Annotated in this window: 16 protein-coding genes, 2 tRNA genes and 1 pseudogene; 8 read left to right on the forward strand and 11 right to left on the reverse strand. The window is 47.2% G+C overall.

What is annotated here, in order from left to right:
• Positions 1 to 92 precede the first annotated feature (92 nt).
• Positions 93 to 1,559: an inorganic phosphate transporter gene (locus tag Q0R17_RS09935; RefSeq protein ID WP_293934623.1), complete on the reverse strand. Its 1,467-nt coding sequence runs from the start codon at positions 1,557 to 1,559 to the stop codon at positions 93 to 95.
• Between the two features lie 108 nt (positions 1,560 to 1,667).
• Positions 1,668 to 3,116, reverse strand: a complete 1,449-nt coding sequence (locus Q0R17_RS09940; RefSeq protein ID WP_293934624.1) for a YdiU family protein — start codon at positions 3,114 to 3,116, stop codon at positions 1,668 to 1,670.
• 73 nt (positions 3,117 to 3,189) lie between these two features.
• Between Q0R17_RS09940 and Q0R17_RS09945 the strand changes: the two genes are divergently transcribed.
• Positions 3,190 to 3,678: an aminoacyl-tRNA deacylase gene (locus tag Q0R17_RS09945; RefSeq protein WP_293934626.1), complete on the forward strand. Its 489-nt coding sequence runs from the start codon at positions 3,190 to 3,192 to the stop codon at positions 3,676 to 3,678.
• 33 nt (positions 3,679 to 3,711) lie between these two features.
• On the opposite strand, the gene Q0R17_RS09950 is transcribed toward Q0R17_RS09945, so the two are convergent.
• The 5 genes from Q0R17_RS09950 to Q0R17_RS09970 form a co-directional block, all read right to left on the reverse strand.
• On the reverse strand, positions 3,712 to 5,319 hold the full coding sequence (locus Q0R17_RS09950; protein WP_293934627.1) for a methyl-accepting chemotaxis protein: 1,608 nt from the start codon (positions 5,317 to 5,319) through the stop codon (positions 3,712 to 3,714).
• A 698-nt stretch (positions 5,320 to 6,017) separates the two neighbouring features.
• Positions 6,018 to 7,148, reverse strand: a complete 1,131-nt coding sequence (locus Q0R17_RS09955) for a hypothetical protein (RefSeq protein WP_293934629.1) — start codon at positions 7,146 to 7,148, stop codon at positions 6,018 to 6,020.
• A 78-nt stretch (positions 7,149 to 7,226) separates the two neighbouring features.
• The gene (locus tag Q0R17_RS09960; protein ID WP_293934631.1) at positions 7,227 to 8,888 is read right to left on the reverse strand and encodes a response regulator; all 1,662 of its coding nucleotides are present in this window, start codon (positions 8,886 to 8,888) and stop codon (positions 7,227 to 7,229) included.
• Positions 8,889 to 9,159: 271 nt separating this feature from the next.
• Positions 9,160 to 9,244 (reverse strand) — tRNA-Leu (locus Q0R17_RS09965).
• Positions 9,245 to 9,328: 84 nt separating this feature from the next.
• Positions 9,329 to 9,413 (reverse strand) — tRNA-Leu (locus Q0R17_RS09970).
• A gap of 136 nt (positions 9,414 to 9,549) precedes the next feature.
• Between Q0R17_RS09970 and rnr the strand changes: the two genes are divergently transcribed.
• Positions 9,550 to 12,306 carry a ribonuclease R gene (gene rnr, locus Q0R17_RS09975; RefSeq protein WP_293934634.1) on the forward strand — a complete coding sequence of 919 codons (2,757 nt, stop codon included), beginning with the start codon at positions 9,550 to 9,552 and terminating at the stop codon, positions 12,304 to 12,306.
• Positions 12,307 to 12,508: 202 nt separating this feature from the next.
• On the opposite strand, the gene Q0R17_RS09980 is transcribed toward rnr, so the two are convergent.
• Positions 12,509 to 12,850, reverse strand: a complete 342-nt coding sequence (locus Q0R17_RS09980; RefSeq protein ID WP_293934635.1) for a hypothetical protein — start codon at positions 12,848 to 12,850, stop codon at positions 12,509 to 12,511.
• 122 nt (positions 12,851 to 12,972) lie between these two features.
• Here Q0R17_RS09980 and Q0R17_RS09985 point away from each other — a divergent pair, with 122 nt between their 5' ends.
• From Q0R17_RS09985 to Q0R17_RS09995, 3 genes are all read left to right on the forward strand, one after another.
• Positions 12,973 to 13,332, forward strand: a complete 360-nt coding sequence (locus Q0R17_RS09985) for a hypothetical protein (protein ID WP_293934637.1) — start codon at positions 12,973 to 12,975, stop codon at positions 13,330 to 13,332.
• A gap of 138 nt (positions 13,333 to 13,470) precedes the next feature.
• Positions 13,471 to 14,178, forward strand: a complete 708-nt coding sequence (locus Q0R17_RS09990) for an SIMPL domain-containing protein (protein ID WP_293934639.1) — start codon at positions 13,471 to 13,473, stop codon at positions 14,176 to 14,178.
• Between the two features lie 14 nt (positions 14,179 to 14,192).
• Positions 14,193 to 14,597 (forward strand): protein YgfX, encoded by a 405-nt coding sequence (locus Q0R17_RS09995; protein ID WP_293934640.1) that lies wholly within the window; start codon positions 14,193 to 14,195, stop codon positions 14,595 to 14,597.
• Positions 14,598 to 14,613: 16 nt separating this feature from the next.
• Here Q0R17_RS09995 and Q0R17_RS10000 read toward each other — a convergent pair whose 3' ends face one another.
• The gene (locus Q0R17_RS10000; protein ID WP_293934642.1) at positions 14,614 to 15,723 is read right to left on the reverse strand and encodes an agmatine/peptidylarginine deiminase; all 1,110 of its coding nucleotides are present in this window, start codon (positions 15,721 to 15,723) and stop codon (positions 14,614 to 14,616) included.
• Positions 15,724 to 16,087: 364 nt separating this feature from the next.
• Here Q0R17_RS10000 and Q0R17_RS10005 point away from each other — a divergent pair, with 364 nt between their 5' ends.
• The 3 genes from Q0R17_RS10005 to Q0R17_RS10015 all read left to right on the forward strand — a co-directional run bounded on the left by Q0R17_RS10005 (position 16,088) and on the right by Q0R17_RS10015 (position 20,412).
• Positions 16,088 to 18,133: a TonB-dependent siderophore receptor gene (locus Q0R17_RS10005; RefSeq protein WP_293934643.1), complete on the forward strand. Its 2,046-nt coding sequence runs from the start codon at positions 16,088 to 16,090 to the stop codon at positions 18,131 to 18,133.
• A gap of 16 nt (positions 18,134 to 18,149) precedes the next feature.
• On the forward strand, positions 18,150 to 19,394 hold the full coding sequence (locus Q0R17_RS10010) for an HmuY family protein (protein ID WP_293934645.1): 1,245 nt from the start codon (positions 18,150 to 18,152) through the stop codon (positions 19,392 to 19,394).
• A gap of 367 nt (positions 19,395 to 19,761) precedes the next feature.
• Positions 19,762 to 20,412 (forward strand): response regulator transcription factor, encoded by a 651-nt coding sequence (locus Q0R17_RS10015; protein ID WP_293934648.1) that lies wholly within the window; start codon positions 19,762 to 19,764, stop codon positions 20,410 to 20,412.
• 67 nt (positions 20,413 to 20,479) lie between these two features.
• On the opposite strand, the gene Q0R17_RS10020 is transcribed toward Q0R17_RS10015, so the two are convergent.
• On the reverse strand, positions 20,480 to 21,049 hold the full coding sequence (locus tag Q0R17_RS10020) for a hypothetical protein (protein WP_293934650.1): 570 nt from the start codon (positions 21,047 to 21,049) through the stop codon (positions 20,480 to 20,482).
• 12 nt (positions 21,050 to 21,061) lie between these two features.
• Positions 21,062 to 21,193: pseudogene (locus Q0R17_RS10025) on the reverse strand (IS1595 family transposase); the annotation flags it as partial.

Consider the following 21,193-nt stretch of genomic DNA (forward strand, 5'->3'; position numbering starts at 1 on the left):
AGGGCGCAGCAAGCAGCGCCCCTACATTTTTTGTTTTGCTGAACAAAAAAGCCATGTCATTGACATGGCTTTTTGCATGGTGGCTTTGCTTCTTACTTTATTAAATGGCTTACGCCAATAAATAAGCCGCCCGCCAGTGCCATCGATACGGGCAGGGTTAATATCCAAGCCATTAAGATGTTTTTGACGGTTTGGCTTTGTAGGCCGCTGCGGTTGGCCAACATGGTCCCTGCTACTGCAGAAGATAATACATGCGTGGTAGAAACAGGCATGCCGGTTAGGCTGGCAATCCCAATGGCCGCCGCTGCGGTGACTTGTGCCGCAACACCTTGGCTATACGTCATGCCTTTATTGCCGATTTTTTCACCCACGGTGAGCACAATGCGTTTCCAGCCAATCATCGTGCCTAGGCCCAATGCTAGGGCTATTGCCACAATTACCCACGAAGGGGCGTATTCAGTGGTTGCCACTAGATCTTTACGCAGGCGATCAAGGTCTGCTTTTTCTGTAGAAGTAATACTAGGTAATTTGCTTACTTTTTTTGCTGTGTCATCAAGGCAGAGCAATAGGCGGCGGGTGCGGATGCGCTCGGCCTCGGATAGCTGCTCATAATTGTGAACCCCAGCCAGTTTGCTGACTAGCTCGTTGCTTGCCGGCATGGTTTGCTGGGTGTCGCACTTAAATTGTGGTGGTAATGGGGACTGCGCATTAGGGTCAATATAGGTATTTAGGCGGTAGCTGTTGCGGCTGTAAAACTGCTGTAAATGCAGCGCTGCATCATGGGTGCGCTCAATTTGATAGGTGGTGCTTTGCATATCCACTACAAATTTGCCAGGTACAATACCAATCAAAACCAGCATCAATAGGCCAATGCCTTTTTGCCCATCGTTGGAGCCGTGGGCAAAGCTAATTCCCATTGCAGAAGCAATGAGGGCGACGCGAGTCCAGAAAGGAGGGTGTTTCTTACCATCCAACGCTTTGCGCTCATCTGGGGTGTTGTGCATGCGTGAATCGGCACGGAATTTTTTTAGCAGTAGCAATAAACCACCCGCCACCAAAAGACCAACGGTGGGCGAAATCAGCAGCGATAGCATGATGTCGATGGCTTTTTGGGTGTTAATCCCTTCTAGCAAGGGCATGTCGCTCATCCAAGCGTGTGCCAAGCCAACGCCAAGAATAGATCCAATCAGCGTGTGCGAGCTAGAAGCAGGCAGGCCTAAATACCAAGTACCTAGGTTCCAAATAATTGCAGCGGCTAATAGTGAAAACACCATCACTAGCCCTTGCCCAGATCCTACATTGAGCAGTAGCTCCACCGGTAATAGATGGACGATGGCATACGCCACACCGAGGCCACCCAAAATGACGCCAAAGAAATTACAAATGCCTGATGCAATGACGGCAAGGTGAGGAGGCATGGCTTTGGTGTAAATAACCGTCGCCACGGCATTGGCCGTGTCGTGGAAGCCGTTAATAAATTCGTAACTAAGAACAAAGCCAAGGGCCAGAACCAAGCTAATGGCAACGCCATAGTCAAGGCCACTAAAAATATCGGGCATGATGGGGTGGAATGAGTGATGACGGGCCGATTATGCCCCAAAACGCCCCTACTCTGTTTTGATTTCAGGCGTGTTGCAGAAAATAAGTTCTGAAAATATTTACTCTGCTTACGACGAGCAAGAAACACCAATCTGTGCTGCCCATGCGGGCGGCAGCGCTGCGTAGTGTTCAAATTCGGTTTGTTCGGCAAATGGCTGCATAAGGCAGTGCTGTAAGTGGTTGATTTCACTAAAGTCCCCCGCATCGCGGGCCTTTTGGATGGCTATTTCGGCCAGATAGTTGCGCAACACATACTTTGGGTTGGTTTGATTCATGGCGGCGATTCGCTCATCGGGCTTACGCGCTTCGCTGCTGAGGCGGAGTTGATAATCGGCAAGCCAAATATCGTAGGCAGAGCGATCTAAAAAGTGATTACGCAGGCTGCTATCCATGTTTGCCAAGTTGCGCCAGAAGAAGGTCCAATCGGTATGGGCGGCGTGCATCAGAGCAAAAAGCTGCGTGATCAAGCCCCAATCGCTTTCTTGCCAGGTTAATAAGCCCAGTTTTTGCCGCAGTAAATCAGCAAAGTGCGTTTCAAAATGGCTTTGATATTGCTGCAAGGCATTAAGGGCGGCGGCTCTATCCATTAGGGGCAATAACGCTTGGGCTAAGCATTGTAAATTCCATAGCCCCATTTCTGGCTGATTTTGGTAGCTATAGCGGCCCGTATCATCAGAGTGATTACAAATATGGCCCGCATCAAAGCCATCCATAAAACCAAAAGGGCCGTAATCAAGGGTAAGCCCTAGGATGCTCATGTTGTCGGAATTCATCACCCCATGGCAAAAGCCCACTGCCTGCCACTTGGCAATCATCACCGCCGTGCGCTCAATCACTTGCTCTAGTAGGCTTACGTAGGGATTGCTTGCTTGGCTGGCGCTGGGGTAGTGATGCTCAATCACCCAATCGGCCAGTATTTGCAGTGAATCAATATCGTTGCGGTAATGTTCAAAATGGCCAAAGCGCACAAAGCTGGGGGCCGCACGTAAGACCACAGCGGCGGTTTCTAAGCTTTCTCGCCAAACGCCTTGGGCTGATCCGGCCATGCCTAGGGCGCGGGTGGTGGGAATGCCCAAGCCTTGCATGGCTTCTGAGCATAGATACTCACGGATCGAGGATCTAAGCACCGCACGGCCATCGGCACGGCGGGAATAAGGCGTTGGCCCAGCGCCTTTGAGCTGCATTTCCCAAAAATCACCATTTGCAGTTTGGAACTCGCCAATTAAAATAGCGCGTCCATCGCCAAGCTGGCCCGCATTCACCCCAAACTGATGGCCTGAATACACGCTGGCAATGGGCTCGCTATTGGTGGGTAAGCGATTGCCGCAGAGGTAATCGGCTAAGTTTGGATGCTGGCTGGCATCCATAGCTAGCCCCATCTCGCTGGCGAGCGGCTGATTCCACGCAATTAAATAGGGCGCTGGCAGAGGGGTTGGCTGAATCCGCGAGTAAAAGTGGCTAGGTAGGCGGCCAAAGCGGGGGCTCAGTGATAGTTGGTCAAATGTAAGCGGTAGCATGGGAAATAAGCGCCTTAAGCCCGAGTAATTTAGTCGGGTATTGTAACGCTTTAGAAGAATAAAGAGGTAGTCAATGAGCGAAAAAATGCCGGTCACCCAAGCGATTCGTACCTTACGCTTGCACAAAGTGGCGTATGCCGAGTGCCCTTATGCCTATGAAGAAAAAGGCGGCACGGCCGCATCGGCCAGAGAGTTAGGGGTGGATGAGCATGTGGTGATTAAAACGCTGATTATGGAAGACGATAAAAAGCAGCCGATGATTGTCCTGATGCACGGCGATTGCGAGGTTTCAACCAAGAATTTAGCACGGCGTTTAAAAGTAAAACATATTGTGCCCTGCCAGCCAGAGGTGGCGAATCGGCATTCGGGCTATATGGTGGGCGGTACATCACCCTTTGGCACGAAGCGGGTCATGCCGGTGTATATGCAAGATAGTATTGCAGAGTTAGGGCTGATTTATATCAACGGCGGTAAGCGTGGGTTTTTGATCAGCTTAGAGGCAAAAGAAGCCGTGCGTGTGTTAAAACCCGTCTTGCTGGATATGGCTAATCCGCATGAGTAGAGCCAGCAGGTGAGGGGGCCTCACCCGCGTGGTTTATAGGTTGAATTTGGCGACTACGGTTTTTAGATTAAGCGCTTCACGATCAAGATGAAGCGCCGTTTCGGCATTGGCCTGTACGGCATGATTGTTTTCTTCGCTGGCTTGCGCGATACGCTCGATATTTTGGCTGATTAAGTTACAAACTTGGCGTTGTTCCTTGAGTGAATCCACAATGGCATGAATGGCGGCATGTACAGATTTGGCTGCGGTGTGGCTGCTTTGCACTGAGTCTGCGGCGGCACCTGCATGTTGCACACCTTGCTGCACCTCGCTGAGTGCTTGATTCATGATGGTAGCTGCGGTACTGGTGCTGGTTTGAATGGCGTTGATGGTTTCGTTGATCTCTAGTGTGGATTGGGTGGTGCGCTCGGCGAGTTTTCTGACTTCATCGGCTACTACGGCAAAGCCGCGTCCCATATCCCCTGCGCGGGCGGCTTCGATCGCGGCATTGAGCGCCAGCAAATTGGTTTGATCGGCAATATCTCGAATCACCCGAGCAATTTGCCCAACCGCATTTGAGCGATCCTGCAATTGCATAATATGCTGGGTGGCCGATTCAATGGTGCCGCTCATTTTACTGAGTGCGGCTTGGGTGGATTGAATGACTTGGCTACTGGTTTGGGTGGCCGCCAGTGCTAGATCAGTTGAGGCGCTGACTTCTTCGGAGTTGTCGGTAATGATGGATACGCTAACGGTCATTTCTTCTACCGAAGAGGCCAGCGAGGCGGACGCCTGGTTTTGTAAATCAATCGCCGAAGAGGTTTGGTTGCTGCCTTGGCTAAGTTCATTGGATGCATTTGCAATGGCGTTTGAGCTATGCGCAATGTTTTGTACCGCGCCGCGTAGGCTATTTTGCATCTCGCTTAGGGTATCCAATAGCAGGCCCAATTCATCCTTGCCTGCATTTGGCTTGCTTTTGCTTAAATCGCCAGCGGCAATGATGCCGGCAAATTGCGTGGCACTGCGCACTGCATGGCTAATGTCTTTGATCAGCCATGCAGAGAACACCAGTAATGTCAGCGTAATCAAAAGGACGATGATGAGGTTATAGTTGCGGGTGGATGCATAGGCGAGAACAGAGGCCTCGTGGTCTTGCTTGGCTACATCAAGTTGTAATGTGGTGAGTTCAGAAATTTTATCGGAAACGGGCTCGATGGCGGGATACATTTCATGCACGACGAGCTGGTCAAGTGCCGCGCTATCTTTGTTTACCATTGCTTGTTTTAGTTTGCTGCTGACTTGATTGGCTAGCTTCATCCGCTGCTCGTTCTCTTTGGCAAGCGCGCTCTCCTTTGCATCCATTTGGCTTGCCATATAGTTGCCCCAGTCACGGGCAATCCCCGCTTCGGCTGCTTGGATAGAGGCAATGCCTTTGTCTGTGCTGAGACTGCCATTGCGCACCTTATGGCTGGTATCAACGATATTAACGGCATAGAGATCGGCAACGCTTTTTAAATCACGCAAGGGAACAACACGGTCTAGGTAGATGCTGTTCATGGTCTGGTTGGCTTGATAGATGCCATTTAGCCCGAGCAGGCTGATGATTAAAACCGCGATAATGCCTAGGGCACTCATGATAATTAAACGTAAACGTAATGACATGTTCATCCCCAGAGATATGGTTCAAATGCGCTTGGCATGTTTTTAATAAATCCATGGTGTTGCTGTTTCTATATTACGTGGTATTAAAAATAATAAATTTTGCTAAGTGAGTTCTGATTAAATCGTCATTCCCGAGTGTGTTTGCTAGGGATCCAGCCGCGTCACTGGATCGCCGCTTGCGCGGGAATGACAAAACTAAATTGACCAGCGTTTCCCAAAGCTTTTTTAATCCATATTTTTTGCTGCTATGTTAGTATTTAAAATTAAATTATATTTTCTAGAAAGCTTATTTGTAAGAAAGTATTTATTCAGTACTTGCTTGTTGAATATAGTTTATTTTTGCTGGATGTCTAATTTGCGCTAGATTGCTATGCACCTTACTTAATGTCAATGGCATATTCCGGTGATGTGGCATTTGTAATTGCAACTCCCTTTTGGCTGGGCTGGTGCGAAGTTTTTCGATGATTTGTAAGGCGGGGAGTATGGGCATTAATTAATAAGGCAAGACAACTATCCAAGATCACTGCAATTAGCATCAATAGCCTTAAGGAGGATTGGTTTCGTGCTTGTTAGTGGCTTTGATTTATTGGCTGCAGCGTCTTATGCGGCCTTGGCGTGCAGACAAGGCGCAAAGCGGGTTTTAGGCCGGAGCTGTTGGCGTTTAATTTATAATTGCACTGGCCCTTAACAGGCCAGTATCAAGTGGGTAGTGGGTGCTCTAATTTTACCCATTCTTCAAAATGATCGTCTTCAAAACGATAAACCCCACGATCTTCTCTAGATAAATGCTGCTTTTCAAATAGCCTTGCCAAGGCATTATTTACGGTGTGGTTGGCAAGTTCCGCCAGCCCTAAATGTTGGCCAAGTTTAATGCGGGTGCTTTTGCTACTTAAACTTTCTTGCCTTGCTGCGATTGATTGCAAAATGATTCGATCTACAGGTAATAGCTCATTCCATAGGCTATCAAAGCCTTGATCGGTATAGGTTTTAGCCAGTGCATTTTCTATGGCACTTTGGCAGCCATGAAAAGGGCGTATAAGATATTCTTCTAAAAAACGTCTAAATAATTCTGGTGTTTGTTTCAGCTGATTAAATGCCTCAATACCTTGTTGGTCACTGAGATGATAATTGCTATCAAGAATATGATTACTTACCGCAATCATATGCTGGACAAATAGATTGTCTAATAGCGGAAATGGCTCAACTGGGGCCCAGTTATAAAATGGTTGATTCGATTTAGCAAACATATCCCTTAATGTGTGCTCGCTGCTGCCGGTAAAGATGACGTGAATTTTTTGTTTGCGCACATCTAAGCCCGCACGTAATGCGGCGGCTAGATCGCTATTATTGGCGCTGGCTAAAATTTGTGCCTCATCAATCAATAATAAAATAGTGTCTTGGCATTGATCGATTTGCTGCCACATATTGCTCATTAAATTAGCGGTGCTATTGTCAGCTTCAAAGCGCGTTTCAAAGCTCCCTTCGGCCATCGGTGTTTTGGCGTTTAGTTTGATTGTGCCAATTTTCTTACTGCTGATTTTTTTGATGCGTTCTAAAAAACCATCGCTATTTTGCAGGCTATTGATGACGCTGGAAGCCACGCCTTCGCTGGTATTGTCTCTGCATTCCCATAGATTGATATAAATCACCCGGTAGCCTTGCTTGGCTGCCGCAGGGCCGAGATCTTGCAGTAAGAATTCGGTCTTTCCCATGCGCCGCCGCGCAAACAGGGCACGGCTATTGCTCAATTTAAGTGCGAAGCTTTTTAGGTAAAAGTCAGCCAGCTCTGGGCGCTGAAAGTGCCAGTCAGGATTGCTTTTTGTGCGCATGTTTAGCAACATCTACAGTAATTAGATATATCTAGATTGTATAGATATTGCTAAACAAGTCCATACTTTATAATGGGCTTATCGTGCGGCGGAATTGTTGTCTTCTTGAGGTGTGCTTGGTTTGCTGCTGAGTAAGTCGTCTAAATCGGCCTGCAGGCTCAGTAAAATACTGTCTTCTATATGCCCTTGCAAGCGGTAGATCAGATCACTCGCAGTTTTAAGTAATGATGTACGAGTGTCTTTGTCAGCAAGGCCTGTTTTTAAATATTTAATGCTGGCATGTGCTGCGGAGAGTGTGAGCCTAGAGTTTCGGGTGCTTTGTGCTACTGGCACTAAGAGCGTGACGGCTTCTTCTAGCTTAGATTTAAGCATAAGCTGCACGCCGGTATTATTAATATCGGTGATTTCTTGTCCTGTTTGTTGGATAAATTGCCGCCAAATACCCCTTTTATTCGCGGTACTTTCCAATATGCCTGAGATGTTTTTAGTGGTCACAAATCGTTTAGCGATAATAGCGAGCCAGCGATAGGGAGGATTGCTGTTATTGGGGGTTTCGTTTTCATTGCTAGGAGGGCAAATTAAATGGGCCGTCATAATAAAGCTGATGGCCAATTCCATATTAAAATCATCCCCGGTCATGCTGGTTTCTATTTTGCTGAGGTCTTCTGTTTTTCCGCTAAAAATAGCGCTAGCAAGGTGAGCTGAAATTCTATTTTCGGCCGTGTCATCTTTGCGCACGCGTTCTTGCACCATGCGTAGGTATTTTTCTGCGTCACCAAGATCGTCTTCAATTTTTGCGGCGATGGCGAGTTGCAAAATAGTATTCGCAGAAAGAGCGGATGAATTACCACCACAATTGACGGCGCGGCTAAGTAATAGTTTGGCCTTGCCACTATCGCCCAGCATATTGGCTAGATTGCCGGCTTTTTGTAGACGGCTGATATTGTTTGGGGTAATGGCTAGGCATTTATCAAATACCACCATGGCTTCATCTAACCGCCCATCATTCATATACATATTAGCTAATTCTTCGTAGGCGTCTACGTATTGGCTGTTTTCAATGATGGAGGATTGTAATAGCTGATCTGCTTTGGTTTTATTGCCTTGTTTGTTATATACCTTGGCTAATCCTAGCTTTGCCCAGGGAATTAAACGGGTGGAAAGGATTTCTTCAAATAAAATACGGGCTTCATCAAGTTGATTACTTTCGATAAGTAGGGTGGAAAGAAGACGCAATAAATCAGATTTATAGGGGATATCGGGTTGGGCAAGTAATAGGCGTGCGGCTTCGATGGCGCCTAATGGATTGTCTTGCTCAATACAGGTGAAAATAGGCTGGAGCGCCTTTTTTTTCTTCCAAGCAACTTGAAGCCGAGTAATTAATTGGTGGCCGGTAAAGGGCTTAATAAGGTAATCATCGGGGCCAACTTCTGCAACCGCTACTACTTTCTCGTAGGATGCTTCGGCCGTAATCATAAACCATACTGAGCTAAGCGGGAGCTCGCCACTTCTGCGTATTTCTTCTAGTAATTCTTGGCCATTCATTCCTTCGCCAAAATCATAATCGCATAAAATAACATCGTATTCTGCATTGCGCAGGCGGCGGCGTGTTTCGCCAACGCTGCTGGCGGTATCAACACGATTAATGCCAATTTGGGCGAGCGTCATGCGCAATGATTGACGAATTGTGGGTGCGTCATCAGCGATAAGCACTTTAGAATTGCTGATTAGGTCAGTCATGGGTACGCACTATAATTGGATGACATATGTCGTAAATATTAACCAATTATGCGGTAGGCGGGTGTTATTTGCTGTAAATGCTGATTTTAAAGTGCTAACTGGTGTTTTGCTGGGAATATTGCAGTGGTGGGTATTGCAATAGGCGTAAAAAAACCCAGCGTAGGCTGGGCGCTTACTGCAAATTTATGATGCATTTGCTGCCATGGATGTTGCTATTTAAATATTGAATTATGTCGCTGAATTTTAAATTAGCTTCGTCTACGTTTGTATTTGGTGCCCAGAAGAGGACTCGAACCTCCACACCCTAAGGCACATGGACCTGAACCATGCGCGTCTACCAATTCCGCCATCTGGGCATTGCTATTGTATTTTATAACTTAATCACCAGCTGTTTATCTGCAGCGCTGGTTTATTGTGCCTTAAGTGAATTTTATAAAACGTGGTGCCCAGGAGAGGACTCGAACCTCCACACCCTAAGGCACATGGACCTGAACCATGCGCGTCTACCAATTCCGCCACCTGGGCGCTCTATAAAGCGCTAGAATGTTGCTGCGCCTCACTTAAGAGGAGGCGATTATTGTTAAAAGCAGACACTATGTCAAGAAATATACTGAAGAAATCTTTAAAAATTTCCACTATTCCAAATCAGGAGACCCAGCAAATGAGCGGCCGTTCTAAAAAAATCAAAGGCATACGCGCGTCCGATCCATTTCTTGAGCGCGAGCGCGAGCGCTATGAATTTCCCCTCCCTTCCCGAGAATTTGTACTGCAAGTGCTAACCGAGCACGGCGCGCCAATTTTTGTGAATGAATTAATGAGCATGTTGGCCATTTTGCCTGAGGAAGAAACGCAGTTTCATCGCCGCATGGCCGCGATGGAGCGCGAAGGCCAGGTAATGATTAATCGTAAAGGCGCTTTATGCCTGCCCGATAAACTGGATTTATTGCAAGGTCGTGTACAGGGCCACGCCGATGGTTTTGGTTTTATGGTGCCAGATGATGGCAGCAGTGATCTTTATCTTGGCCCAAAAGAAATGGCCAAAGTTTTACATGGCGATCGCGTATTAATACGCCCAATGGGCTTGGATCGCCGTGGCCGCCGTGAAGGCAGTATTGTTGAAGTGCTGGTGCGCAGCACCACTAAATTAGTTGGTCGTTTACATAGCGATCACGGTGTATTTACGGTGACGGCTGAAGATAAACGCATCAGCCATGAAATTGTGCTGGAGCCTAATGGCAGCATGGGTGCGGAGTCTGGGCAGGTGGTGATGGTGGAGCTGGTTACACAGCCATCGCGTTATTCACCACCCGTGGGCCGTGTGGTACAGGTGCTGGGTAATTATGCCGATCCGGGGATGGAGATCGAAATTGCGCTGCGTAAACATAATCTGCCACACGAGTTTTCCGCTGAAGCGCTAGCTCAAGGGGAAGACACGCCGACTAAGGTGCGTAAAAAAGATTGGAAAAACGTACTCGGCACGGTTGAGCGTGAAGATCTGCGCGATTTGCCGCTGGTAACCATCGATGGCGAAACGGCTAAAGACTTTGATGATGCCGTTTATGCAGAGAAAAAAGGCAAGGGCTGGCGGCTGATCGTGGCGATTGCGGATGTGAGCCACTACGTATTACCAGGCGACGCGCTGGATGTGGGCGCGATTGAGCGCGGTAATTCGGTGTATTTCCCGCGCCGCGTGATTCCTATGCTGCCCGAGGCGCTGTCTAATGGTATTTGCTCGCTGATGCCTGAGGTAGAGCGGCTTTGTATGGTTTGCGATATGCAAGTCTCAGCCAAAGGCGCGATTAAGAAATACCGCTTTTATCCAGCGGTGATGCATTCTAAAGCGCGGCTAACCTATACCAAGGTATGGGATATGGTGCAGCATCCTGATGGCGAGATCGCTCAGCAATATCAGCATGTGTTGCCGCAGATCGATACACTCTACGCCTTATTTAAGGCTTTTTCGGCAGCGCGGGCGGTGCGCGGTGCGATTGATTTTGAAACGATTGAAACTGAAATGCGTTTTGATGAGAACGGCAAAATTAAAGAAATTGTGCCGGTTATCCGCAATGACGCGCATAAGCTGATCGAAGAATGCATGTTGGCTGCCAATGTGTGTGCTGCAGATATTTTGATCACCAAAGAGCACGAATGCGTTTACCGTGTGCACGAAGGCCCAACGCCAGAAAAAATGGAAAACCTGCGCACTTATCTAAAAAGTGTGGGGTTAACTTTGGAGGGCGGTGATGAGCCAACGGCAGGTGATTACGCAGTATTGCTAGAGCAAATCAAGCTAAGAGATGACGCGCCGCTCTTGCAAACTATGTTGCTTAGATCGCTTTCGCAAGCGGTGTATAGCCCAGGCAATAAAGGCCACTTTGGTTTGTCTTACGAGGCTTACACTCACTTTACTTCGCCAATCCGCCGTTACCCAGATTTGCTGGTGCACCGCGCCATTAAAGCCATCTTGGCTGGGCAGAAATATACGCCAGCCATGAAGTGGGAAGCTTTAGGCACCCAGTGCTCAATGACCGAGCGCCGTGCGGATGACGCCAGCCGTGATGTACAGAACTGGCTGAAGTGCTATTACATGCAAGATAAAGTGGGCGAAGAGTTTGAAGGCGTTATTTCTGCCGTTACCGGTTTTGGCATCTTTGTGCTGCTAGATCAGGTGTTTGTAGAAGGGCTGGTGCATATTTCTGAGCTAGGCACGGATTACTTCCATTTTGATGAGGTGCGTAAAGAGCTGAAAGGCGAGCGCACAGGTCAGGTTTATCGCATAACAGGCCGCGTTAAAATCAAGGTGGCACGTGTTTCCTTAGAAACCAGCAAAATTGATTTTATGCTGGTAGAAGACAAACCGAAGTGGGGCGATCAGCCTGCAGAAGTGTCAACGGGGCGTCGTAATGCGCCGCCTAAGCCCGCCGCTTCGCGTGGGCGTAGTAAACCGCCACGTGCTCCTGAGCTGGCTATAAAAGATGCGCAGGCTACTGCCCCTACAACAAAACCAAAACCCACCAACAGCAGAAAACGCACTGCAATTGTTAAGCAAGTGAAGAGTGCCGCACCAACACCCGTGCTGGATGTGGTAAAAAAAGTGGTGGTACGTAAGGTAGCAAAAGCACCGCTGCCTGCTAGTACAAGCACTGCTGTGGAAACTGCTCCACTTGCCGCAGCCAAATCTGTGGCAACTAAGCCTGTAGCCAAATCAGCAGCAAAACCTGCAACAAAGCCTGTAACAAAACCAGCCATAAAACCAGCCATAAAACCTGATGCCCAAGCTGCTGCTAAGCCAGCAACTAAGCCTAGAGTTGCAAAGCCACGCGTGGCCAAGCCTGCTGCTGCGGTGGTGAAAGTGCTTACACCTGAGGGTATGGATGTGATGGTGAAAAAGCCGAGGACTAGAACTAAGCCGTCATAAATAGCACTAAGCGTCTCATTTAATGGGGCGCTTAGTGGGCTTATTCGTGGGTATTGTGGGCAATCCTATCGATTTAAGCTCTTGTAGGGTGGGCAAGGGAGTCACCTTTGCCCACCCTACAATTTGCTCTCCATTATATTAGTAACAGAATGGGTGTTGCGGAGGATGGATCGTGCGCAAGCGTTGTTACTACGTGAAAGAATCAAATGGCTTTGAGCGCTTTGATTAAGTTATCGCGCTGCACGTTACTGATCTCTTTTACTTGAATGAGATGGCGAAACATATTGATTTGACCAATAAGCGCCGAGCTATTTACATTCCCTGTAAAATCAATGTAATTTTTTTGTGTTGATTTTGTGTTTGGAATGTCAAGATAAATATGGCAAGACGTACCCGTTTTTACTTCTTTGTCGGCCAAAATAATCAAACTGTTTTCTGCTACTTCTACGGTTACACCATAGATTGGCGGTACGCTTGGATTGGTGACCATGGCGGCACGCCAGCTGGTTTTCTTACGTGTACGAGTATCAGTGGTTGGATTCATGATGCTTATCAAAGAGGGTGGGAAAAATGCCGTTGAAAACACAGCGTAGCACTCAGCGTGCTAATCTTGCGAATAATCGCCGCATAGCGGTAGAGACATATTAACAAACCTAGGAGTTCCGCATGTTTATCGTCGATCGCTCGGTTGCTATCATTAAGCCACGGCAACCTTTTCTCGATTGGCTCAATAAGTTACCTGGAAATGATATCCAGCTGACGTTGGATGAGGTCCGTTGCGACTGCACCTCCATCTTGATTCCTGAAGCAAATGAAACTGAAGATGGCATTGCGTTTATTGATGAAATCGCAGAAAAATTATTTGAAATGGAATTGTCATCTTGGGTTGCCGAAGAACAGCATTGGCCAGAAAAACGTAACCTTAAGACTTTCTGGGAATGGTTTGACGTTGAGGTTCATCTTGGCGTAATGGATGCTGTGGCAGAAGATATCCATAATACTCCAACAGATCATGGCTATCATTAAACTATTCGGGTTTTTTATTACAAGAAGTACTTGGGTTTAAGGATAAAAGGGCGAATTATGGCCCTTTTATTTTGCATTAATATTTAACGAACGACGTAATTTCTTTGCTTTTTTGTAAGTAACAACAGGGAGTCTTTGATGAAGAACCTACTTTCAGCATTCATTTTAACGTCACTGGCCACAACTGCCGCCGCGGCCGAAGCACCCATGTTTAATGTGGTTAATCTAGAAGCCAGCGCTACGCGTGAAGTGGCGAATGATTTAGCCAGTGCAGTGCTGTTTGTTGAGCTAAGCGATACTGACCCTGCCCGCTTAAGTGACAAAATTAATCAAACGCTCGCTGCCGCCGTTAAACAAGTGAAGCAAAAGTCAGAAGTGCAAAATCGTGGAACCAGCTTTGCAACTTATCCTTTGTACGGCAAAACCAATAAGCAAGAAGGCTGGCGTAGCCGTGGTGAATTGCGCATTTCATCCAGTGATTTTGCTGTGCTATCTAAATTATTAGCCCAGTTGCAGCAGCCCGTTGCCGGTGGCTTGCCCGTACAGCTGGCTAATGTTGGCTATAGCGTATCCGATGGCGCACGTGCCAAGGCGGAAGAAGCTTTGATTGAAGAAGGCGTACAAGCCTTTAAACAAAGAGCCAATTTAATTCAAAAAGGCTTTTCAGCTAAAAGTTGGAAAATGATTAATGTGAACGTCAACAGCGCCGGTGGCTATCGCCCACAGCCGGTGATGATGATGAAAAGCAGCATGATGGAGTCTGCTGATGTAGCCAATGCCCCGATTGAATCGGGTGAAAGCCGCTTAACCGTGAATGTATCTGGCAGTATTCAAGTCAGCGAATGAGCCCTGCGCCGCTTGTGCTTTTTCCCTCCCTCTGGGAAAGGCGCTGGCTTTATCTAAGCCATAGCGGTGCGGCGCTTGCTTGTCTATTTTCGCCTTGGCTTTGGGCCATCACGCTGGTGGTGGCCTTTTCTTTGTTCTGTAGCCTAAAGCGGCGGCGCCTGTTAGTGGTAAGTTTACAAGCCCTTATGGATGGCGCGCTTAGGCTGACGCTTGCTGATGGGCAGACGCTAGACGCGCAATTACTGCCTTCTAGCCGAGTATTGGGTGCACTGATGGTGTTGCATTTGCAATGTGATGCACAGCGCATCCATTTGCTGCTTTGGCCCGATAGCGCGGTGGCGGAAAATTTGCGTCAATGGCGTGTATGGCTGCGCTGGCAATGGCCCAAATTGCAAGCGCAGCAAGTTAAAAACGAGTGAATACCAAGCATTAGTGTTAGGCAATTTGCTGCTGCGTAGTGCAATGAATGCCACCCCCTCCTGCGGCAATGGCATCAATATTTAGCATCACGATTTCTCGTTCAGGGAACAGATCTTGCAGCGTATCTTTGGTATTGCGATCTGCCTTATTATCGCCGAACTCAGGAGCGATGATGGCGCCATTGCACGCATAAAAGTTGATATAGCCTGCGGCAAATTCTTTGTTTTCATACTGCTTACGCACCGATGATGGGCCTTCTAAAACCACCACTTTAAGTTTGCGCCCCATGGCGTCAGTGGCTTTACGCAGGATGTCTAAATGGCGCTGTGTTACGGCATGATCATAGGAGGTGGGATCAGCATCAAAACCCGCGACCACCACGCCAGGGCTGGTAAAGCGTGCGTAAAAATCAGTATGCCCATCGGTAATATCCTTGCCCTTGATGCCAGGCAACCAAATAATTTTCTTTAGGCCGAGCAGGCGCTTTAGCTCGGTTTCACATTGGGCTTTGCTGAGTTTTGCGTTGCGGTTGGCGTTCAGCACGCAGCTTTCAGTGATGATGCCCGTGCCTTGGCCATCCACCTCAATGCCACCGCCTTCAAGCACAAGTTGGGTCTCTAGTCTTAGTGTTTTGGTGTGGGTACAGATAAAACGGGCCACTTGCCTATCTTGTGCGTGCGTTTGTTTATTGCCCCAGCCATTAAAATTAAAATCAACCGCTGCGGTTTTCCCTTGGCTGTTTTTGACAAATACCGCGCCGGTATCCCTCACCCATAAGTCATCAATAGGCTGAACAATTAGCTCAATTTTGGAGCCGCACAGGCGCTCAGCGCTATCGTAATCAGCCTCTCTAACCAGCATTTTTACCGGTTCAAAAGCCGCAATGGCGAGGGCGATGCGGGCTAAATTTTCTTGCGCCCCCGCTTGTAAGCGCTTGCCCCAGATCTCTTCGCTGGGGCCAAAGGCCATCCAAGTGGCGGCGTGTGGCTCGCCTTCGTCGGGCATTCGCCAAGCGCTATCATTGGGCGCGGCAAGCGCCATGCTGCCGATTGGGTGAGTGGTGGCAAGAATTAAGGCGCTTGAGCCGATTAAGCTCTGCTTTAAAAAGTGGCGACGTGAGTTCATATATTGTTCCTTGGTCATTTGAGTGGACTAGGGTCTGTTGACGTTTCATTCACAATTGCGCTGAGCCGAAAAATGGCTAGGCACAAGGCATGTAAAGTGTAATTGACTGCGATTGTCGAGGAGCATAACGCAGTGAATGGCCATTTTCCGGCTCAGCCCCATCGCTGAGCGAGGAAAATCCCTCGCACGCAAAGGGTTTAGCCCATTTTGGGGCGGAACGAAAGTTAAAAATCGCTCATGGTACTCGTGCCATGTCGCAATATTTGACCTTGCTCGTCCAAGCCAATGCGGCTGCTGTTATGAAGAGAGAGTAGGCGCGAGGATTATATTAAGTGAATGGCATTGACACTAAATACGAATGAAGATGATAATTGTTATCATTAATTATTCGAATGTAGCTGATTCCGTGACTGATCCTAAGCTTTCTACTTCCCGTACTCAAACGTCGCTTAAAAAAAGCTTACAACTTGGCTTCCCTCTGTTGATGATAGCGTCAACGGCGATGGCCGATGTCACGCTAGATGCAGTGGTGGTCACCGCCACGCGCACTGAAAGGCGAGTAGAAGATACGCCGGTTCGCACTGAAGTCATCAGTCGTGAGGAGATCGAAAAAACCCACGCTCGCACTTTAAAAGATGCGATTGAAAATATCCCCGGCCTGCAGCTTAGAGAAGTTCACGGTAAATCTGGCTACGAGCTGTCTTTACAGGGCCTAAGTAGCGATCAGGTGCTGGTGCTAATTGATGGCTTGCCCATTGCGGCTAGCACCGGATCTACGGTGAATTTGAGCCAGTACCTATTATCCGAAGTGGATCATATCGAGGTGATTAAAGGCGCGGCATCGGCGCAATACGGTAGCTCGGCGATGGGCGGAGTGATTAATGTGATTACCCGCCGCGTGCAAGCGGGCTTTTCCGGTAGCGTAGCCGTGGATGTGGGTAGCTATGGTGGCCAAAATGATTCGGGCAAGGCTTGGGATGCGGGCACAAAACACGGGCAGTTCAAGCTAGAGGGGGGGGGTGAGCAATGGCGCTTACGTGTCAGTGGCGACACCCTTGATGATGCTGGGTTTGCAGTAAAACCGCAGGATTGGGCTAGGCAGGGCGATGCTTCAAAGCGCCAGCAATTTGGTTCAAAACTCAGCTGGCTGCCACAGGCCAATAGCGAAGTATGGCTAGAGGCCAGCCGTTATCTGGAAGACGATGTACAGCGCTATCAGCAGTACGTGCCACCTAAACTGATCCCTCAAGAAAAAACCGAAACCATTAGCCGTGATCGCTTTGTGCTGGGTGCAAAAAACCGCTTTGATAACGGCACGCGCGTGCAGCTGCAATTGCTGGATGAGCAATATCAAAGCGTGGGGCAGGAGTACTCGCAGAATTTCCGTATATCGCAGCGCAATTTTAATCAGCAGCTTAATCACTTAAGCGCTCAGGTCGATCTGCCTGCTTGGTATGGCCAGCTGTGGCAGCTGGGTGTGGATTGGCGAAAAGAGCGGGTAAGCCAGAGCGTAAATGGTGTTTCTGAGTTTTATGGCAATCAACGCGTTAGCAAAGAAAGCCGCGAGTTATTTGCCCAGAATGATATTTTTATCGGGGATAACTGGGAGGTGGTGCTGGGTTTACGCTGGCAGGATGATTCTGATTTCGGTGCGCATGCTGCACCTAAAATTGCCCTGCGCGGCGATATTTGGGAAAGCGGTGATTGGAAGGCAGTGGTACGCAGTAGCGTGGGCCAAGGCTATCGGGTGCCTAATTTAAAAGAAAGGCATTTCTTATTTGACCATAGTTCACTGGGCTATATGGTGCTGGGTAATCCAAATTTAAAACCAGAATCGTCAAATAGCTGGCAATTAGGCGCTAATATTTCTTTATCCAAACAGTTTTCATTAGATGTTAATGCGTATTTAAATCAGGTCAAAGATTTAATTCAGGTTGATGAAGTGAATGCCGTTCAAAATAATGGCATCGCTCAATATACCTATAAAAATATTGCCCGCACAGAAACCCGTGGCCTAGAAACAACGCTGGATTGGCGCATCTTTAAACCTTTTAATATTAATGCCTCCTATACCTGGAATCAGAGCAAAGATTTAAATGGTGGCGGTGAGCTAACGCGCCGGCCTGCGCATATGGCAAGGCTGGGTTTTGATTGGAAAATAGTAGAGGGTAGCGAATTCACTCTGCGTAGCCGCTATCAAAGTGAAGAATTAATCAGTAGTGATCATTATTCGGCAGCTTGGACGACGGCGGATATTAAATTTAATCAGCAAATAAACAAAAATATCAAAGCTTATATCGGTATTGATAATGTAAGCAATGTGCAGCGTGATTTTAGCAATCAAAATGATTTTGGGCCAATTTCAGGGCGTTTTATTTATCTGGGCACAGCGTTTGCCTGGGGCAATTAATAAGGGAGTTAGAACAATGAAACTAATATTAACCGCAACTTTACTGGCTATGACCGTGGGTTTAAGTGCGTGTGGAGGTAGCGATAGTGGTGATGCCGTAGTTGCACCGCCAGCTCCTACCCCCACACCTACACCTGTGCCAACAGCAGGCTTTAGCAAAACGGCGGTGTGGGAGGCGAGCGTAGATCCTAAACTGGGCGAGCTTTGTTACGATATTGATGCGCAAGCCGCTGCAGATTGTAAAGGTGATGCTTGGGATTTAAAGGTGAAGGATGATGGTCGCAGTACCGGATTTTTCACCAATAGCGGTACCAGTGGTGCAGCTAAGGGCGGCGCATTAGGCAGCCCGTTTGATAGTACTTGGGCAGATTTAAAGAAATGGCAAGATGGTATGAAAGACCCAGTGAGCGGTGCGCTGGATGTTAGCTCCTACTTAAAAGATTACGCAGATGGCGTATTTACCGGCACAAATGCCATTAAATCTGCAGCCTTTGAGTATGATTTAGCAGGGGATCATAAGCTTTCGCCAAATTTTAAAGTGTTTTTGATTTCTGATGATGCAAGCAAGGCTGATGCCAAGCAATATGCTTTACAGGTGGTAGGATATTACGGTGGTAATGGCGGCACAGCCTCTGGCTACCCAAGCATCCGCTGGGTAGATCGTGCCAGCAATAATGAGCGGACTGCTTCATTCGATGCATCTAAAGCTTGGGTATATTTTGATTTAGCCAAAGGCGCAGAGTCCACTGAGGCAGGCACATGGCACGTGGCCTTTAACCGCTACAGCATGAAGCTAAATAGCGGTGCATCGGGAGCAGGTACGGTGGCTGCTTTATTGGCTAAAACTCCAGAAGGCTTTTATACCGCCGATGGCAAGCCGGTTACGGCCAAGTTTGCAGACACCAATAACTTAGCGCAAACCCGTGCACTGTTAACCGCCACTGATTTACTACCTGCAAAAGCCAAGTGGTTAAGCGACAAAAATACCTCGCCACTCAACCCTGCGATGAAGGGCAATTATCCTGAGCCTATGGATGCAGGTTGGTATAACTATTACAGCACGCTGGATAGCGCCAAGCTGGCAGGGCTGGCCGCTGCGCATATGCTAAAGGCCAATCCTACTGCAGCAACCATGATTCGCTCAGCAGAAGGAAACAGCTTTGCCCGTATGCATCTCACTGAGATTAAATACGCCGATCCAAGCAAAGCAAGTAGCGCAAAAACATGGAAATTTGAATTTGATATTCAGCCAAAGCTATAAAATTTAACGTCTTAAAGCACAAAACCCCGCTAAGTGATTGGCGGGGTTTTGTGCTTTTGCATGTTATCAATCAACTCAGTAGCGCTTTAGCATTCCTAAATCATCGTGGTGGCAACTCCCCGTGGCTTGCGTTGCCCTGATATGGCCACATGGAATGCGCTGTAACTACTTTGGGGATATAGGAGTCTTCCCCGCTCTAAATTAGGGGCGTACTGAGAAGAGTTTGATGACGAAACATTTACTTTAATTTTTAAAATAAACATGTTACTTATAATAATATTTAAATGAACGTATTTTGTATGTATGCAGAATAGGATTATGTTTAAGTTTATATTTTATTCCTCTAAATTCTATGGATTTGACATATATGCCGAATAAAATTAGTGTGGTCATCTTAGATGATCATCATGTAGTAAGAATAGGGCTAGAGGCTAATATACTGCAAAATAATGATTTTTCTTTGCTTGGCAGTTACGGAACAAGTGAGCAATTACTTACTGCGCTGACGGAAAATTACCCTCATGTCATTCTTATGGATTTTAGTCTTGGAATAGGTGAGATGGATGGGCTTAATCTTATTCAGTTTATTAACGCACGCTATCCTCAGTGTAAAATATTGATCGTATCGGCGATTGAGTTAGCAGGCAGCATCGCTTTGATGCTACGGGCAGGAGCCAAAGGGGTTGTTAGTAAAACGCAGCCACTAGAGCAGCTAAATCATGCAATAAGAACGGTTGCGCTTGGGCGTACTTACTTAACAGAGAAAGTTAAGAATGAACTCAATAGAGAGTTAAAATATATAGGCAGTGATAATGAAGTAATTGATCCGTATATAGCATTATCATCAAAAGAGCTGGAGGTTATTCGCTGCTGTTTAAGTGGAATGAAGATGACAGACATTGCGAATAAATTTTCTAAAAGTATTAAAACAGTTAGCGCACAAAAATTATCAGCGTTTAAAAAAATGGGTGTCACATCAGACAGAGAGTTATTTATGCTAAATTCAAAATTGAAATAAATTCAATGCATAAATAGTAAAAATTTTTATTTGAGCCGCTCATGATTTATGAGCGGCTTTTGTATGTTTAATGATTTTGCCATGAAGCAATCAGCCTCAGCTCTACTACGCCCGTATACACATCGCTTTCTGCTGAGTTAGTGTTTTTTACTGCGGTATTGTCACTGGGCATATCAATAAAATAATCAACGGCAATTTTTTTAGTTTCAGTGCGGCTCACTGCTAAACGCGGTGGGATTGTGGTGGGGGTGCCTACTGCTGTCATTTTATCCCCCCCAACTATAAAAATAGGTTCGTTTCTATTGAGGACTGTGCCCGCTGATTTTGCAATCACAGATATTTGCCTCGTAGAGGCTGTATTAAGGAGCTGGGAGCTGACTAACTGGGCGGTGATTTTATACGCATCAGTTCGACCTGTTGTTTCTATGCTTAAGCTTTTTTCCTTGTTCTTAAATGACTTAATTTCAGGTTTCCATTCAAAATTTAATACCTTTTCCTGTGAAGATATATCTAGTTCTACAGAAGAATTTTTAATAGCTTGGCTATTCCAAAGGATGTTTGTTAGTAGCTGCTCCCCATGAATAGAATTTTCGTTTGCCATCGCCGCAGTGGCTGCTGCAGCCATAAAGCTTAACATTATATTTCCTGATTATGTCTCTTGCTCAGTTAATCGCCCTCGCGGGCAAGGCTTAGCAATGAGTAAGGCATGCAGCATGCGGGGAATAAGGGCGCATAAATCAAAACGCCTATTAAATCGGTACTGCATTTCCGCCAAATAGCG

This window comes from Iodobacter sp., from assembly GCF_025352645.1.
Classification (GTDB): domain Bacteria; phylum Pseudomonadota; class Gammaproteobacteria; order Burkholderiales; family Chitinibacteraceae; genus Iodobacter.